Source organism: Cryobacterium sp. W22_MBD10_FK3, from assembly GCF_052113745.1.
GTDB lineage: Bacteria > Actinomycetota > Actinomycetes > Actinomycetales > Microbacteriaceae > Cryobacterium.
This window is the reverse complement of sequence record NZ_JBGQOH010000001.1, coordinates 318,696-333,376: the sequence shown is the minus strand read 5'-3', so window position 1 is coordinate 333,376 and position 14,681 is coordinate 318,696. Positions and strand designations below refer to the sequence as shown.

Here is a 14,681-nt window from a genome sequence, read left to right as displayed (position 1 = left end):
GTCCCGGTCAGCCGGGGCCTTGACGGAGTCATACGGCACCAGAGCACCTCACCACCCGGCCCGTGCGCCGGCGCCCCAGATGTTGCAGCCGGCGCTGCGCAATGGATGCAGATCGAGGACGTTTCCTGATGGTTCCCCCACTCACTCCGGTCCCTCCGCTCACACCGGTCCCTCCGCCGGCGCCGGGCCCGCCCACCCCGGAGCGGCCCGCACGGGAAACTTTCCTCCTACCGCCCGGCCTCACCGCCGAACCTGCGTGGTACCTGCATCGTCCCCGGCTGGATGCGTTGCTCGAGCGGCTGCGGGCACCGGATGCCCGGGTTCTTGTGCTCTGGGATTCCGCTGGGTCTGGCAAGACCACCCTGATGGCGGCGTGGGCTCGCCGGTTGGTGGCCGAGAACCAGCGCCTGGAGTGGTTCACCGGAACCGACCTGCGCGACGCCGGCGACGCCGTTGAGATCCGGCGGAGGCTCACGGAGCCCGGCGGCGTGATGGACCAGCGCCTCCGTTTCGTGTTCGTCGATGACCTCCACCTGGCCGAAAGGCCGTCGCCGGCCGGTGGTACGAATCTGACCGGCGTACTGGAGGAACTTGTCGCAGCGCAGCCCGCGGGCCTGCGTCTGGTCGTCTCCGGCCGGCACCGGCCCGTGTCTGGAACCGCGCCGCTGGAGGCGACCGGAGTGCTCATCGATTGCGCCGATGACATGCTGGCTTTCACGCTGGAGGAGACCTTCGCCCTGGCGTCGTTGCAGCACATCGACCTGGCGGCCGACGACGGTGCCGTTCTGCAGAGCCATACCGGCGGGTGGGCGACCGGCCTGGCGCTCGCTCTGACCTGGCGGCACACCGAGGGAGATGCGCTCGACCTGCGGCGCTTCGACGGTGACAACCCTGTGGTCGCGGACTACCTCGCCGCCGAGGTGGTCGCCGGCCTGGATCCGGGAGATCGCGACGTACTGATGACATCGGCTCTCAGCGAGGTGGTGGCCCTCGACGTGGCGGTGGCGGTGTCCGAGCGCGCCGACGCCGGCGACGTCCTCGAGCGGCTGGCCCGGCACAACACCTTGATCACGCGGGAGCCGGCCGCGCCGGGCGGGACCGGGTACCGGTATCACCCCATCCTGCTGGCCTATCTGCAGGCGGAGGGTCGACGGTTGGACGCCGGCGCCGCGAGGGAGAGACATCTGCTGGCCTGCCGGTGGTATTCGGAGCGGGCCTGCGGGGCGGCGGCGATGGAGCAGTCTTTGCTGGCCGACGACGCCGAGCGGGTCGGGGAGCTCCTCGAACGGTTCGGACTGGCCCTGGTCCTGAGTGGGGCGACCGACCTGGTCGGTCGCGCGCTTCACCGGATAGAGGGCTGCCTGACAGCTGTGGCGACCCTGTGCCTGCGGGTGTTGCTGGAGCCGCCCTACCTTCCCGTGCGGCGTCGGGTGCACCAGCTCCTCGCTGCCGCAGACGCGGGCGTGCTGGCCCTGGCAACACCCGAGCGGTCCGAGGCGGCCTCGCTCCGGTGGACGTTCGTCGTCGAGGTCCTGCACGCCATCCATGCCAGCGATCCCATTGAGATCGAGTCACGGTTGAGCGCGCTCCGGGCCGATTCGGCGGCGGCGGCGCGGCAGGACCTGGCCGTGGACCTGCTGGCGGCGATGGCGGAGGGCCGCTGCCTGGACCGGCTCCGGCAATCCGGTGCGGCGGAGGACCTACTGCGGGAGGTTGCGGACTCGGCGAGGCTCGCCGGGTTCGACTGGTTGTTCCTGCTGGCCACCGACTTGGCGGCTACGGCCGCCGGACATTCCGGCAACTGGCTGCACGTGGCCATGCTGGAGGGCAAGATGGCGTCGATGTCGACCTGGCTGGGCCGCAAGAATGGGTGGACGACAGACTCTACGGGGTGGGCGACGGCGGAATCGGCGAGCGTACCGGCGGCCGAGTCGGTGCCGGGTGCCCTGCGGCCGATCGACCACGTCACCGGTAGGGCGTTGCTCTACGCGATGATGCGCCGGTATGAGGGCTGCCGGCCGGTCGACTCCGCCATTCTCGAAGCCCTGGCATCACCGGACGCTCCAGGTGCTGACGCCGGCGTGAATGTGCCGGCAGAGGTCCTGTTGTTGTTGAGCCGGCTCGACAACGCGGCGCATTCACGCCAGGCTCTGGACCGGCTGATGCTTCTGATGCGTGAGGTGGGCGCGGAGCATCCGCGGGCACTGAGCCTCTGCTGCGTGCCCCTGATCGAGGTCAGCGGAGCGTTGGACGGTCGCGCCGAGACGCAGCCGGTTGTCCGCCTGATCGAAAAGGCGCTCGGGGAGGGGTCGCTCGAAGCCCTGCTGATCAGGTTCCTGCTCGTGCCGTCCACCCGAACCGGCCACCCGGCCGAGGAGCGGCTCCGTGCAGCTGCGTTGGAGGAAGCGACCGCCTGGCGCGGCACCACCATCGTGAGTGCCTGGATCGCCCTTGCCCACGTTGCGGAGGTGTCTGGTCGACACGTCGAGTCGGATGCGCGTCTGCTGCGGGCCCTCCGGCTGGCGAGCCGTATCGGCGGCGAGCGGGCCTTCCTCGCCGTCGGCGGCCAGGGAATCGGACTCATCCGCGATCGGCTCGGCCGGTTGGGGGACCTGGACGACTTCGCTCGCCACATCCTGCGGCGGGCCGACGCCCTCCCGGCACATGAGCGCGCACTCGGCCAGGACCGCGGTCGGAGTGCCCCGTCACTCACCCAGCGCGAACGGGAGGTCCTGCGTGAACTACCGTTCCACCAGTCGGTTGCGGACATCGCGCAGAAGCGCAACGTCAGTCCGAACACCGTGAAGACCCACCTGCGAAACATCTACCAGAAGCTCGAAGCCACGAATCGGGCCGACGCCGTGTCGATCGCGCAGGATCGCGGGTTGTTGTAGCCGCGCGAGGGAGATTCACCCACATCGGGTGACTCCACCCCGGGGCCGCACGGCGACACTGACCCCACACGGGTGGCGGGTCAGCCCCCGGGGCTGACGAAGGGACGACCGATGGCGGAATTCACGTACGGACCAGTGGAGGTCCTCCTGATCTCCTTCGAGGGGGACAGGCCGGGCCCCGCCCTGGGAGCGGCGCTTCGCGACCTGATCGCCGAGAAGACGATCAGGCTGCTCGACCTGCTCTTCGTCTCACGCGACGCCGCCGGTGATCTGCGGATCGTCGAGGTGGAGGATCTGCCCGAGAAGGCCCAGTTGCCCGACCTCGATCTGGGCGAACTCGGGCTCGCGGGACTGGATGACGTCGAGGAACTCGCAACCGAACTGCCGCCAGGTACCTCCGCCGCGGTGCTTGTCGTGGAACTTGCGTGGGCGCGCAACTTCGCGTCGGCCCTGGCCGCATCCGGGGGCGCAGTTCTGCACCATGACCGCATCCCCGCGGCCGTCGTCAATGCCGTGCTCGAAGCTGCCCGTTGACCGCTAACAGGCCAGCCGACCAGCACATTCACCACCAGGACAGTCCACCAGGACAGTGAGGACCAGATCATGCCACTTCGTCGAATGGGTCGCCCCGGATTGATCGGTATGGCCGCGCGCACGGCGGTCGTCGCCGGCACGGCCACAGCTGTGAGCGGCAACGTGCAGCGCCGACAGCAGTCCAGGGCCCAGGATGCCCAAGCGCAGGCCGACGCCGAGGCCCAGGCACAGCAGAACGAGTATGCCGCCCAGCAGCAGCAGCCTATGCCGGCGGCCGCCCCGGCCCAGGGCGCGGGCGACTCCGCCCTGCTCGACCAGCTGAACCAGCTCTCCCAGCTCCACAATGCCGGGGTACTGAGTGACACCGAGTTCACGGCCGCCAAGGCAAAACTGCTGGCCTGAGGAAACAACTGATTCTTCCGACGCCCCACGCCGGGGTGCGGGACCGCTAGCCTACTGAGAGGGAGCGGGGCCCTCCGGCTGCCCGACGACACGTTCGCCTGGCGCGGACCGGAAGGACCACATGTTAGAACTTCTCAGTCCCTTTATCGGGATCGTCTTTCTCGTCATTGTGGTGGGGGTGATCGTTCTGGTGTACGCCCGCTCGGTGTACAAGAACGCCGGGCCGGACGAAGCCCTCGTCATCACAGGCAAGAAGTCGAAGAAGACCATCGTCGACGGCGCCACCCTGGAAGAATCCGGCCAGCGCGTCGTACACGGCCAGGGCGTGTTCATCACCCCGTTCTTCCAGAAGGCGTTCAAGATCAGCCTGCGCAGCCGGGCGATCGAGATCACGGCCGTCGCCCAGGACCGCAACGGCATCACGTTGACCGTCGAAGCCGTCGCGATCGTGAAGGTCGGCGACGACCCCACCGCCATCCGCGCCGCCGCCCAGCGGTTCACCGGCCAGGACAAGAACATCGACAACTTCGCGCAGGAAGTGCTCAGCGGTTCGTTGCGGTCGTCGATCGGCGCCACCGACGTCATGACCATCATCCAGAAACGCGACGAGCTCGGCAGCTCTGTGCTGGCCACCGCACGGGAGTCCCTCGCGAACCAGGGCGTCGACGTCGACTCCTTCGAGATCAAGGGCATCACCGACGCGAACGACTACATTCGCGACCTCGGTCGCGCCGAGCAGGCCAAGGTGCGTCGTCAGGCCGAGGTGGCTGAGCACCAGGCCAACCGCGAGGCCCAGGAAGCGTCGATCATCGCCGAACAGGCCGTCGCCGAGGCGCAGAACACGCTCGCCCTGCGCAAGGCCGCGCTCCAGCTGGACACCGATAAGGCGTCGGCCGAAGCCGCCGCGGCCAAGCCGCTCGCCGAGGCCAAGGCGCAGCAGAACATCGTGCAAGAGCAGGAGCTCACCGCCAAACGTCGCGCCAGCCTGCGCAAGGCCGAGCTCGACTCCGAGGTCAACGCTGTTGCGGATGCCGACGCGTACCGGGTACGCGTCTCTGCCGCTGCCGCTGCCGAGGCCCGGGTCGCTGCCGCCAACGCGGACAGGGACAGCCGAGTCGCGTCCGCGGAAGCCATCCGGGCAGAAGGGCAGGCCAACGCCGACGCCATCCTGGCTCGCGGTTCGGCAGAGGCCGAAGCCACCCGCCTCAGCGCGCAGGCTGTGGCCGATCAGTCCGAAGCGCTCATCCAGCTGCGTCTGGTGGAGATGCTGCCCAAGATCGCGCACGAGCTCGCCGCCCCGATGGGCAACATCGACCAGCTCACCGTGATCTCGACCGACGGCGCCAGCCAACTGAGCAAGAACGTCGCCTCCGGGTTCTCCGAGGTCGACGCCGTGCTCAGCTCGACCATGGGCGTTGGCATCAAGGACCTCCTTGGCGGGCTGATCGGCGGCACAGCTGCCGGCAGCGCTCTGGCGCGGGCGCACGCGACCGAAGCCTTCGTGCCCGTCGGCACCTCGGGTGCGGCCGACGCAGTTCCCGTGGACGACGCGGTCTAACCGGTACTATGTCCGACGTCTGGCCGATCTCGTCCGTTGCCCCGCCGCTTGTCGGCCGGGCGACGGCGAGCCAGCGGTGGTCAGACCTGGTCTTCCTGCACTGGCGGGTGGATGCCGAGCAGGTGGCGCCGCTGCTTCCGGCCGGTCTTCGCCCGGATGTCTTCGACGGCTCGAGCTGGGTCGGCCTGATCCCGTTCGTCCTGGACCGCGCCACCGTGTTCGGCAGCCCGCCCGTGCCGTACTTCGGCAACTTCGTCGAGGTCAACGTTCGCCTGTACGCGGTCGACTCCCGCGGCCGCCGGGGTGTCGTCTTCGTCTCGCTCGAGGCGTCCAGGCTTGCCGCGGTGCTCGCCGCCCGAGCGATGTTCGCGCTTCCCTACATGTGGTCGAGGACCAAGCTCGAGGTGGCGGCGGGGGAGTACCGCTACTCCTCCACCCGCCACTTCGCCGCCGGCGCCCACTCGAGCATCGTGGCGCGGTCGACGGGGATTGCGGTCAGCGCGGATGCGCTTGCCGACTTCCTCACCGCCCGGTGGGCACTGTTCACCAGGGTGCGCGGCCGCACCATCCGGCTCCGGAACCACCACGAACCGTGGCAATTGTTCCGAGCGGAACTGGTCGCCCTCGACGACACCCTGCTGGCGTCGGCGGGGTTTCCGGGCTTGGCGGGCACCCGGGCACCCGATTCGGTGCTGTTTTCACCCGGGGTCACGACCTGGTTCGGCACTCGGGACTGACCGGCCACCCGGCCCGACTACCAGCTACCAGCGGCGGGCGCTGAGCACGGCATCGCTGACGGTGACCGGCGAGCCATCCGGATCCGTCGCGGCCCGCGGCCGCGACTCCGCCACATCCACACGCCACAGCTGCGGGTCGAGGGTGGCCGCCACATCCGGTGCCGTGAAGAACAGGTCGGCCGGGGTAATGTGCCCCCGGTGGTGGCTGTCTGACACGTCGTGGCCCACGATGAGCAGGGTGCCGCGCCGTGCGACAGCCGCCGCGAGCGCGCCGAACAGGGGTGTCCGCTGCGCAGCCGGCAGATGCATGAACTGGGCGCTGACCAGGTCGAAGTTGCCGGCCGGCGGAACCCACCTGGTGAAATCGTGCTGCTCCCACGAGATCCGGTCAGCGAGGGCGGCAGATTCGGCCGGGGAGCCGCCAGCACGCCGGCTGCGAGCGGCCGCGCGCTCCAGTGCGACCGCCGAGAAGTCCACGGCGGTGACCTGCCAACCCCTGGTGGCCAGCCAGATGGCGTCGCCACCCTCGCCACAGCCGATGTCCAGGGCGGTTCCGGCCGGCAGGGAGAGGGCCGCGCTGACCAGGACCGGGTTCGGTGAGCCGCTCCACACGTCGTCGGCGGCGCCGTACCTGGCGTCCCAGTAGGCCTGGTCGAAGGTCTCAGTCATCGGGTGTGTCCGGCTCTGCTGGGTACGTCACTGCTGGGTACGTCACTGCTGGGTACGTCACCGGTGGGTACGTCTTCGATGGGTACGTCACTGCTGGGGACGTCTTCGGCGGACACGGCCGGGCCTGAGCCCGGGGCGAGCGTTGGGCTCACCCCGTGCCGGCGATCCCCGAGCACGGTGCTGCTGTTGCGGGCCTCGGCATCGGCCGAAAACGGTGAACGGTACGCGTCCACGGCGGCCGACACGTCCGCCATGATGAGGTCGGCATTGATAGCGGTGGCTGCTCCGAGCCCGGCGGCAGCGGACACGACGACCTGCGCCATCAGGTTGGTCGCATTGCCCGCGGTCCAGACACCGGGCACGACGCTCCCGCCGCTGAGAACCCTGCCGGTCTCGTCGCTGTCCAGGTGGGTGCCGACGCCCATCGGATGCGCAACCGGGGCGAGGTCCAGGCCGGCGAGGAAGGCCGTGCGGGCGGTGAACGTCGGGGCGACCACAAGCGCCTGCAGCGGGATCAGGTGGCCGCTGGTCAGGCGCACCCCGCCCAGCGTGTCATCCTGCACGTCGAGGCTCGCGACCGGGCCGATGACGACCTTGATGCCTCGGGCGGCGAGTTGTTCCCACTCGGCCTCGGTCGGTCCGTGCTTCTCGGAGATGGCGCCGGTGGCATCGAGCATGGCGCCGTGCAGGAACAGGGTGACATTGCTGCTCCACTGGCGAAAGAGTAGCGCCTGGTGCACCGACAAGGGGCCGGTGCCCAGGATGCCGATGGCCTGGTCCCGCACCTCCCAACCGTGGCAGTAGGGGCAGTGCAGCACGTCCACGCCCCACCGTTCGCTCAGACCGGCAACGTCAGGCAGTTCGTCGACGAGTCCAGTAGCCACCAGAAGGCGGCGTGCGGAAACCGCCCGGCCGTTGTCGAGGGTCACCGTGAAGCCGGCGGGAGAGCGCTGGCTGTCCACGGCCTGGCCGGCGAGGAATTCGGCGCCGTAGGACCGGGCTTCGTCCTGACCGAGTCGGATCAACTCGGCGGGACTGACGCCGTCGCGGGTGAGGAAGCTGTGCACGCCCGCGGCGGGCGCATTGCGCGGTTCTCCGCCGTCGATGACGATGACTGATCGTCGTGCCCGTCCGAGCACAACCGCGGCGCTGAGTCCTGCTGCACCGCCGCCGATGATGACGACGTCGAAAGTCTGCGAGAGAGGGGAAGGAGGGGCTTCGAAGGTGGTCATGGGACCATGCTGAGGTGCAACCCACAGATTGACAAATACATTTGCCGAATTGGCAACTCGCTCTAGAAGGGCGGATCGTCGGGGTCAGTGCTCAACGGCTCGGAGGGCGATGTGGCCTGTGGTGGTTCCGGCTCTGTTGCCTGGGTGACCGGCGGGCCCAGGTAGGTCTCCGGGAAGGTGCGGTGCGTTTGGCCGGCAGGGGAGGTCCAGACCAGCACACCACCGGGTTCCTGCTCGACGGCCCAGAGGGTCTGGTGCTTCAGCCGGTGGTGCGGCCGGCAGAGGTGGGCCAGGTTGTCCACGTCGGTTGGTCCTCCCTCTTCCCGGGCTATGGTGTGGTCGATGTCGCTCCGTGCGGCCGGGCGAGTGTAGCCTGGGAACCGGCAGGTGCCGTCGCGCAGGCGTGCCACCCGTCTCATGTCTGCGGGGACCCGGTACTGTTCACTGCCGATGGAGAGTACGACTCCGGTCTCCGGGTGGGTCAGCAGCCGGGTCCAACTCGGTGCCCCGCCCGCTATCTCCCGGGCGGCGTCCGCGGGGATCGGCCCGTACCCCTCCAGGAAACCCGCGGCGTCGTCCTGTCCCATCACGGACAGCACCGGAATGGTGACCATGACGCTGCCTCGAATTCCCCCGCCGGTGCCGGTCGGTGTGACACCGTCAAGCAGCAGATCGGCCATCGCGTCGGCGCAGATCTGGCCGATGGTGCGCCGCTGCTCCTCGGGGATCGACTCGTCCTGGCGTTGCCTGTTTCGGGTGGCTTCGGCGATGCTGCTCAAACGGTCGTGCGCGGCCATGGTCTGCTGAGGGGTGCCGTACCAGGTCAGCGTGCCCATCCCGTCGGGCCGGCCCTCCCACCACGCCCCGCGTTCCTTCACTGCCTCGGTGGCGCGCCGCGTGATGGTCTCCGGGTGGGCCCGTTCCCGCAGCTGACGCGCTTTGACCCTGAGCTTGCCCACCGTGAGGTCCTTCGCTGCCGGCAGCAGCTGCGACTCCAGTTCCGCCACGTCCTCCAGCGGTAGAAAGCTGAGCTGTTCCATCAACACCTGCCCGTGGCGATAACTGATCTCCCCGCGACTCATCAACGTCAGGGTCGCCTTCATGGGACCGGCGAAAATCGACGCCTCCCCGATCAGATTCTCCGCGGTGTGCTCGGCCAGGCGCAGGCTGCACGCGACTTCGCTGGTGACGGTGCGGCGGGCGATCTCCTGGTCCTCCCACGCCGTGACCTTCCGCGGACTGGAATCCGCATCGGTCAGGACCGGGCCGGTCGCACCGACGCGGGCGTAGTCGGGGTTCAGTAGTGTCGCGTTCACCGGGTCTGAGCTCCATTCGCGCAGCTCGTCCAATGCTCGGGCGCGCAGCGCGGTGGCCTTCGCAATCTTCCGGTGGGCCTTCCCGGCTTTGGCGACCTTCCTCGCCAGAGTCGCCCGCGCCTGGTCCTGCAGAGCCTGCCTACGGCGTCTGGCCTGGGCCTGGGCACCGGCGTCGGGGTCTTCGGGGAACTGCTCTCCTGGGCTGCTCATACCCTGATAATCCCACCCACCACCGACATTCTGGCGCTGGCGAACGCGGGTGCATAAAAGACTTCTGACCAGCGACTTGTGGAGGAGCGGCGACCTCGAATCAGCCCACGGCGATGAAGTGCTGAACGTCTGGGAACGGGTCGTAAAACCTGTGCAGCAACGCCTTCCACTCGCCGTACTCGGGGGAGCCCCGGAAGCCCTCGGTGTGATCCTCGAGCCGCTCCCACTCGACCAAAAGCAGAAACGACGCGGGCACCTCGACCGACCTTGACAGGCTGAGGCTCCGGAATCCGGGCATCGACTCGATCAACGACCGGGCTTTCTGGAAGGCAGCCACGAAGGCCTCTTCGAGGCCAGGACGCACGGGCAGGATGGCGTGTTCTGTGATCACCCGTCGACCCTATCCGAGAGGCCGCTCGGCCCGGCGAGTACCATCGACTCCCATGGGCAGCAACACCACGGCCGACGCCGTCACTCCGGGCACGCGCACGATCATCGGCACCGTCAGCACCACGGTGCTCGGCGCCGAACACTACTCCGACGAGCTGGTCGACGCCGTGCGCGCCTCGACAGCTGCCGCGGCGCTGGCCGCGGGAGCGTGGTTCGGTCGCGGTGACAAGAACGCGGCGGATGCGGCGGCGGTGGCTGCAATGCGCGCCGAGCTGTTGAACGCCCCGTTCGCGGGCTTCGTCGTGATCGGGGAGGGCGAGAAGGACGAGGCGCCGATGCTCGCCAACGGAGAGGAACTCGGCTCCGGCCAGGGCCCGGCCTGCGACATCGCCGTAGACCCGCTCGACGGCACCCGCCTCGTGCAGGAGGGCCTGCCCGGATCGGTCTGCGTCATCGCGCTCGCCCCGCGAGGCACGCTGTTCGATCCCACCGACGTGTTCTACATGGACAAGCTCATCTCGTCGTGGCCGGCCCGCGGCGTCATGAACCTCCGCGCCACGCCGACCGAGAACGTGCGCAACCTCGCCGACGCGCTCGGCAAGCCGGTGAGCGAGATCACCGTTGCTGTGCTGGACAAGCCGCGGCACGTGAACCTGGTAGCCGAATTGCGCGGAATGGGGGCACGCGTCGTGCTGGCGGGGGAGGGCGACGTGTCCGCGGCGATCAGCGCCGCCACGCCTGAAGGGGCCATCGACCTGGCCATGGGCATCGGCGGCACCCCCGAGGGCGTGCTCACCGCCTGCGCGGTGCGGGCGTTGAACGGATTCATGGAGGGACGGCTCGCTCCTCAGAGCGATGACCAGCTCACAATGGCGCTGGCGGCCGGTCACAACCTCGATCGGGTGCTCACCCTAAATGATCTCGTCTCCAGCGACCAGGTTCTCTTCGCCTCCACGCCCGTGCAGTCGACCTAGCCGGCATCGCACAGCACGTTTAACGAAAGAAGCCCCCGGGGATTCCGGGGGCTGTTTCTGGTGGGCGATGCGGGACTCGAACCCACGACCTCTTCCGTGTGAAGGAAGCGCGCTACCAACTGCGCCAATCGCCCGAACCACACCCGAAAACCTCTCGACTGCGACATCTGATACTAGACCAGACCGGGCCCCGAACGCACATCGAGAGGCCGCGACACGCTGGATTCGCTCGGTTTGAATATGCGTCGCACTATCGGCTAGAGTCTTCAACGCACGCAGAAATGCGAGCAGTTGCGGATGTGGCGCAGTGGTAGCGCATCACCTTGCCAAGGTGAGGGTCGCGAGTTCGAATCTCGTCATCCGCTCGAATTGAATCGGCCGAAAGGCCGATTCACTTTGGTATAGAACCCTACAAGTATGGTGGATTGGCCGAGAGGCGAGGCAGCGGCCTGCAAAGCCGTATACACGGGTTCGAATCCCGTATCCACCTCCAGCCTGAGATGTACTCACGCACCACGAGTACCCGAAGGACCTGGGCGATTGGCGCAGCGGTAGCGCGCTTCCCTGACACGGAAGAGGTCACTGGTTCGATCCCAGTATCGCCCACAGCAAAACCCCCGGCTCACGCCGGGGGTTTTTTTGTGCGTGCTTGAGCCGCGACATCGTCGGGACTACCGTGGGCGGCATCGAACCCGTTCGTCACCTGAGGATTGGAGGAGACATGTCCACATCATCTGGAGCGTCGACCACCGGGACCCTTACGGCCACCAGCGTGCAGAAAGTCACCCTGGTGATCTCCGTGATCTTCCTCGTCGTCGGCATCGCGGGATTCATCCCCGGCATAACCACGAACTACGACCAACTGCTGCTGGCGGGGCACGAATCAGAAGCCCTGCTGCTTGGCGTCTTCCAGGTCTCGATCCTGCACAACCTGGTGCACCTGCTCTACGGCGTCGTCGGAATCGTCCTGGCCCGAACGGCCATCGGCGCCCGCAATTACCTCATCTGGGGTGGAGTGATCTATCTCGTGCTGTGGTTGTACGGGCTGTTCATCGACCAGGAATCTGCGGTCAATTTCGTTCCGCTGAACAGCGCGGACAACTGGCTGCACCTGGTCCTCGGCCTGGGCATGGTTGTGCTGGGTGTGGTGTTCGGCCGCACCCGGGCGACAGCGACATCCGACACCCTGTGATCCCGGGAGGCGCCGTGTCGGCGCGTCATGTGCACACGGCGCCTCCAGGATCAGGTAGAGTCTTCCAAGCACGCAGAAATGCGAGCAGTTGCGGATGTGGCGCAGTGGTAGCGCATCACCTTGCCAAGGTGAGGGTCGCGAGTTCGAATCTCGTCATCCGCTCGAAGTGAATCGGCCGAAAGGCCGATTTTCTTTGGTGTACACGTATGACCGAACACGGTGGATTGGCCGAGAGGCGAGGCAACGGCCTGCAAAGCCGTCTACACGGGTTCGAATCCCGTATCCACCTCCAGCCCGCACGTACGACCGGCGGTTCTGGGCGATTGGCGCAGCGGTAGCGCGCTTCCCTGACACGGAAGAGGTCACTGGTTCGATCCCAGTATCGCCCACCACAGCACAGACAAACCCCTGGTTCTCGAACCGGGGGTTTTTTCGTCGGCAGCTGCCCTCGCATCCCCGATGGCTCGACTCCACTAAAGTTGTCGGGTACGCAAACACAGGGAGTAATACACGTGGCTGACGGCTTTGAGCTATTCACCGACCGATCCGTTGTCGCAATGCGCGTCAACGGCGAGCTCAAGGATCTGGCCACCACGGTGACCGAGACGGATGACGTCACCCCGGTGACCATCGACTCGCCCGACGGCCTGAACATCCTGCGGCACTCGGCTGCCCACGTGCTCGCCCAGGCCGTGCAGACCGTCAACCCGGAGGCCCGCCTCGGCATCGGCCCGCCCGTCACCGACGGCTTCTACTACGACTTCGACGTGGCCGTACCGTTCACACCCGAAGACATCAAGGCGCTCGAGAAGGCCATGGACCGCATCATCCGTCAGGGCCAGCGTTTTGTGCGTAGGGTCGTCACCGATGACGAGGCCCGCGCCGAGCTGGCCGCAGAGCCGTACAAGCTCGAATTGATCGGCATCAAGGGCGGGGTCTCGGCAGGTGGCACCGCCGAGAACGGCGACAACGAGTCCGTCGAGGTGGGCGGCGCCGAGCTGACCATCTATGACAACGTCGACCCGAAGACGGGCGAGACGGTGTGGAAGGACCTCTGCCGCGGCCCGCACCTGCCCAACACCCGCATGATCGGCAACGGCTACTCGCTCACCCGCCTTGCCGCCGCCTACTGGCGAGGCTCGGAGAAGAACCCGCAGTTGCAGCGCATCTACGGCACCGCCTGGCCCACCAAGGACGAACTGCGCGCCTACAAGGCTCGCCTCGAGGAAGCCGCCAAGCGCGACCACCGCAAGCTCGGCCAGGAACTGGACCTGTTCTCGTTCCCCGAGGAGATCGGCTCCGGTCTCGCGGTGTTCCACCCCAAGGGCGGCATCATTCGCTCCGAGATCGAGAACTACATGCGCGAGCGCCTGCTCGCCAACGGCTACGACCTCGTCAACACCCCGCACATCACCAAGGGTCACCTGTTCGAGACCAGTCAGCACCTCAACTGGTATCGCGACGGAATGTTCCCGCCCATGCACCTCGACGAAGAGGTCGACGCCGAGGGCAACGTCACCCGCCAGGGCCAGGACTACTACCTCAAGCCCATGAACTGCCCGATGCACAACCTGATCTTCAAGGCTCGCGGCCGCAGCTACCGCGAGCTCCCGTTGCGGCTGGCTGAGTTCGGCACCGTCTACCGCTACGAGAAGAGCGGCACCCTGCAGGGCCTCACCCGCGTGCGCGGCCTCACCCAGGACGACGCGCACATCTACGTGACGCAGGACCAGGTGCGCGCCGAGGTCGCAAGCCAGCTCGAGTTCGTCTTCGAGACCCTGCGTGGCTACGGCCTCACCGATTTCTACCTGGAACTGTCCACCCGCGACCCCAAGAAGTCCGTCGGTACGGACGAGCAGTGGGATGCGGCGACCGAGACCCTCCGCCAGGTGGGAGAGGATTCGGGACTCGAACTCGTCGCCGACCCCGGTGGAGCGGCCTTCTACGGCCCGAAGATCTCCGTGCAGGCCCGTGACGCCATCGGCCGCACCTGGCAGCTGTCCACGGTGCAGCTCGACTTCAACCAGCCGGAGCTGTTCGACCTGGAGTACACCGCGCCGGACGGCACCCGTCAGCAGCCCGTCATGATCCACCGCGCGCTGCTCGGTTCGATCGAGCGGTTCTTCGCCATCCTCCTCGAGCACTACGCTGGCGCGTTCCCGGTCTGGCTCTCTCCGGTGCAGGTCATCGGCATCCCCGTGTCCGAGCAGTACGAGGACTTCCTCTGGGAGGTCCTGGCCAAGCTCAAGACCGCCGGCGTGCGCGTCGAACTCGACGCGTCGAGCGACCGGATGCAGAAGAAGATCCGCAATGCCACCCTGCAGAGGATCCCGTTCCAGCTCATCGTCGGCGAAGACGACCGCGCGAACGGCGCGGTCAGCTTCCGGTTCCGCGACGGCACCCAGGAAAACGGTGTCCCGGTTGACGACGCCATCCGCCGGATCATCGCGTCGATCAGCACCCGCGCGCAGGTCCTCGGCGCCGCCGACTTCGCCGAGGGTGCCGCGACGGCCCCGCTCACCGAGGCGGACGAGATCGTCGACGCCGTTCTTCCCGCCGGGCTGAGCTAGCCC

General features: G+C 67.7%; 12 protein-coding genes and 7 tRNA genes. 14 read left to right on the top strand and 5 right to left on the bottom strand.

Annotated features, from left to right (window positions below; genetic code table 11):
* Positions 1-128: 128 nt before the first annotated feature.
* The 5 genes from ACEN2M_RS01555 (at position 129) to ACEN2M_RS01535 (ending at position 6,125) form a co-directional block, all read left to right on the top strand.
* Positions 129-2,894, top strand: a complete 2,766-nt coding sequence (locus tag ACEN2M_RS01555; protein WP_441646358.1) for a LuxR C-terminal-related transcriptional regulator — start codon at positions 129-131, stop codon at positions 2,892-2,894.
* Between the two features lie 111 nt (positions 2,895-3,005).
* Positions 3,006-3,428, top strand: a complete 423-nt coding sequence (locus ACEN2M_RS01550; protein ID WP_441646357.1) for a DUF6325 family protein — start codon at positions 3,006-3,008, stop codon at positions 3,426-3,428.
* Between the two features lie 69 nt (positions 3,429-3,497).
* Positions 3,498-3,830 carry an SHOCT domain-containing protein gene (locus ACEN2M_RS01545; RefSeq protein ID WP_441646356.1) on the top strand — a complete coding sequence of 111 codons (333 nt, stop codon included), beginning with the start codon at positions 3,498-3,500 and terminating at the stop codon, positions 3,828-3,830.
* Between the two features lie 121 nt (positions 3,831-3,951).
* Positions 3,952-5,388, top strand: a complete 1,437-nt coding sequence (locus ACEN2M_RS01540; protein ID WP_441646355.1) for a flotillin family protein — start codon at positions 3,952-3,954, stop codon at positions 5,386-5,388.
* Positions 5,389-5,396: 8 nt separating this feature from the next.
* Positions 5,397-6,125: a YqjF family protein gene (locus ACEN2M_RS01535; protein ID WP_441646354.1), complete on the top strand. Its 729-nt coding sequence runs from the start codon at positions 5,397-5,399 to the stop codon at positions 6,123-6,125.
* Between the two features lie 24 nt (positions 6,126-6,149).
* Here the strand turns inward: ACEN2M_RS01535 and ACEN2M_RS01530 are convergent, their stop codons facing one another.
* The 4 genes from ACEN2M_RS01530 to ACEN2M_RS01515 all read right to left on the bottom strand — a co-directional run bounded on the left by ACEN2M_RS01530 (position 6,150) and on the right by ACEN2M_RS01515 (position 9,943).
* Positions 6,150-6,794, bottom strand: a complete 645-nt coding sequence (locus ACEN2M_RS01530) for a class I SAM-dependent methyltransferase (RefSeq protein ID WP_441646353.1) — start codon at positions 6,792-6,794, stop codon at positions 6,150-6,152.
* Complete coding sequence (locus ACEN2M_RS01525; RefSeq protein WP_441646352.1) at positions 6,791-8,026, bottom strand: NAD(P)/FAD-dependent oxidoreductase; 1,236 nt, start codon at positions 8,024-8,026, stop codon at positions 6,791-6,793. Before ACEN2M_RS01525 ends, ACEN2M_RS01530 begins: the two co-directional genes overlap by 4 nt.
* 62 nt (positions 8,027-8,088) lie before the next feature.
* On the bottom strand, positions 8,089-9,552 hold the full coding sequence (locus ACEN2M_RS01520; RefSeq protein WP_441646351.1) for a DUF222 domain-containing protein: 1,464 nt from the start codon (positions 9,550-9,552) through the stop codon (positions 8,089-8,091).
* 100 nt (positions 9,553-9,652) lie between these two features.
* Positions 9,653-9,943 (bottom strand): antibiotic biosynthesis monooxygenase family protein, encoded by a 291-nt coding sequence (locus ACEN2M_RS01515; RefSeq protein WP_441646350.1) that lies wholly within the window; start codon positions 9,941-9,943, stop codon positions 9,653-9,655.
* A gap of 52 nt (positions 9,944-9,995) precedes the next feature.
* Between ACEN2M_RS01515 and glpX the strand changes: the two genes are divergently transcribed.
* On the top strand, positions 9,996-10,916 hold the full coding sequence (glpX, locus tag ACEN2M_RS01510) for a class II fructose-bisphosphatase (protein WP_441646349.1): 921 nt from the start codon (positions 9,996-9,998) through the stop codon (positions 10,914-10,916).
* Between the two features lie 58 nt (positions 10,917-10,974).
* On the opposite strand, the gene ACEN2M_RS01505 is transcribed toward glpX, so the two are convergent.
* A tRNA-Val gene (locus ACEN2M_RS01505) sits at positions 10,975-11,050 on the bottom strand.
* Positions 11,051-11,209: 159 nt separating this feature from the next.
* Here ACEN2M_RS01505 and ACEN2M_RS01500 point away from each other — a divergent pair.
* The 8 genes from ACEN2M_RS01500 to thrS all read left to right on the top strand — a co-directional run bounded on the left by ACEN2M_RS01500 (position 11,210) and on the right by thrS (position 14,678).
* Positions 11,210-11,281 (top strand) — tRNA-Gly (locus tag ACEN2M_RS01500).
* 54 nt (positions 11,282-11,335) lie between these two features.
* Positions 11,336-11,409, top strand: a tRNA-Cys gene (locus ACEN2M_RS01495).
* Positions 11,410-11,450: 41 nt separating this feature from the next.
* A tRNA-Val gene (locus tag ACEN2M_RS01490) sits at positions 11,451-11,522 on the top strand.
* Between the two features lie 115 nt (positions 11,523-11,637).
* Positions 11,638-12,108 (top strand): DUF4383 domain-containing protein, encoded by a 471-nt coding sequence (locus ACEN2M_RS01485; RefSeq protein WP_441646348.1) that lies wholly within the window; start codon positions 11,638-11,640, stop codon positions 12,106-12,108.
* Between the two features lie 90 nt (positions 12,109-12,198).
* Positions 12,199-12,270: transfer RNA gene (locus ACEN2M_RS01480), tRNA-Gly, on the top strand.
* A gap of 56 nt (positions 12,271-12,326) precedes the next feature.
* A tRNA-Cys gene (locus ACEN2M_RS01475) sits at positions 12,327-12,400 on the top strand.
* 25 nt (positions 12,401-12,425) lie between these two features.
* Positions 12,426-12,500, top strand: a tRNA-Val gene (locus ACEN2M_RS01470).
* A gap of 120 nt (positions 12,501-12,620) precedes the next feature.
* The gene (thrS, locus tag ACEN2M_RS01465) at positions 12,621-14,678 is read left to right on the top strand and encodes a threonine--tRNA ligase (RefSeq protein ID WP_441646347.1); all 2,058 of its coding nucleotides are present in this window, start codon (positions 12,621-12,623) and stop codon (positions 14,676-14,678) included.
* Positions 14,679-14,681 lie beyond the last annotated feature (3 nt).

Bases quoted from the DNA above. Each gene is read 5' to 3' on its own strand.
- ACEN2M_RS01530 (WP_441646353.1), bottom strand. From the start codon at position 6,794: ATGACTGAGACCTTCGACCAGGCCTACTGGGACGCCAGGTACGGCGCC.
- ACEN2M_RS01545 (WP_441646356.1), top strand. From the start codon at position 3,498: ATGCCACTTCGTCGAATGGGTCGCCCCGGATTGATCGGTATGGCCGCG.
- ACEN2M_RS01525 (WP_441646352.1), bottom strand. From the start codon at position 8,026: ATGACCACCTTCGAAGCCCCTCCTTCCCCTCTCTCGCAGACTTTCGAC.
- ACEN2M_RS01540 (WP_441646355.1), top strand. From the start codon at position 3,952: ATGTTAGAACTTCTCAGTCCCTTTATCGGGATCGTCTTTCTCGTCATT.
- ACEN2M_RS01555 (WP_441646358.1), top strand. From the start codon at position 129: ATGGTTCCCCCACTCACTCCGGTCCCTCCGCTCACACCGGTCCCTCCG.
- glpX (WP_441646349.1), top strand. From the start codon at position 9,996: ATGGGCAGCAACACCACGGCCGACGCCGTCACTCCGGGCACGCGCACG.
- ACEN2M_RS01520 (WP_441646351.1), bottom strand. From the start codon at position 9,552: ATGAGCAGCCCAGGAGAGCAGTTCCCCGAAGACCCCGACGCCGGTGCC.
- ACEN2M_RS01535 (WP_441646354.1), top strand. From the start codon at position 5,397: ATGTCCGACGTCTGGCCGATCTCGTCCGTTGCCCCGCCGCTTGTCGGC.
- ACEN2M_RS01550 (WP_441646357.1), top strand. From the start codon at position 3,006: ATGGCGGAATTCACGTACGGACCAGTGGAGGTCCTCCTGATCTCCTTC.
- ACEN2M_RS01485 (WP_441646348.1), top strand. From the start codon at position 11,638: ATGTCCACATCATCTGGAGCGTCGACCACCGGGACCCTTACGGCCACC.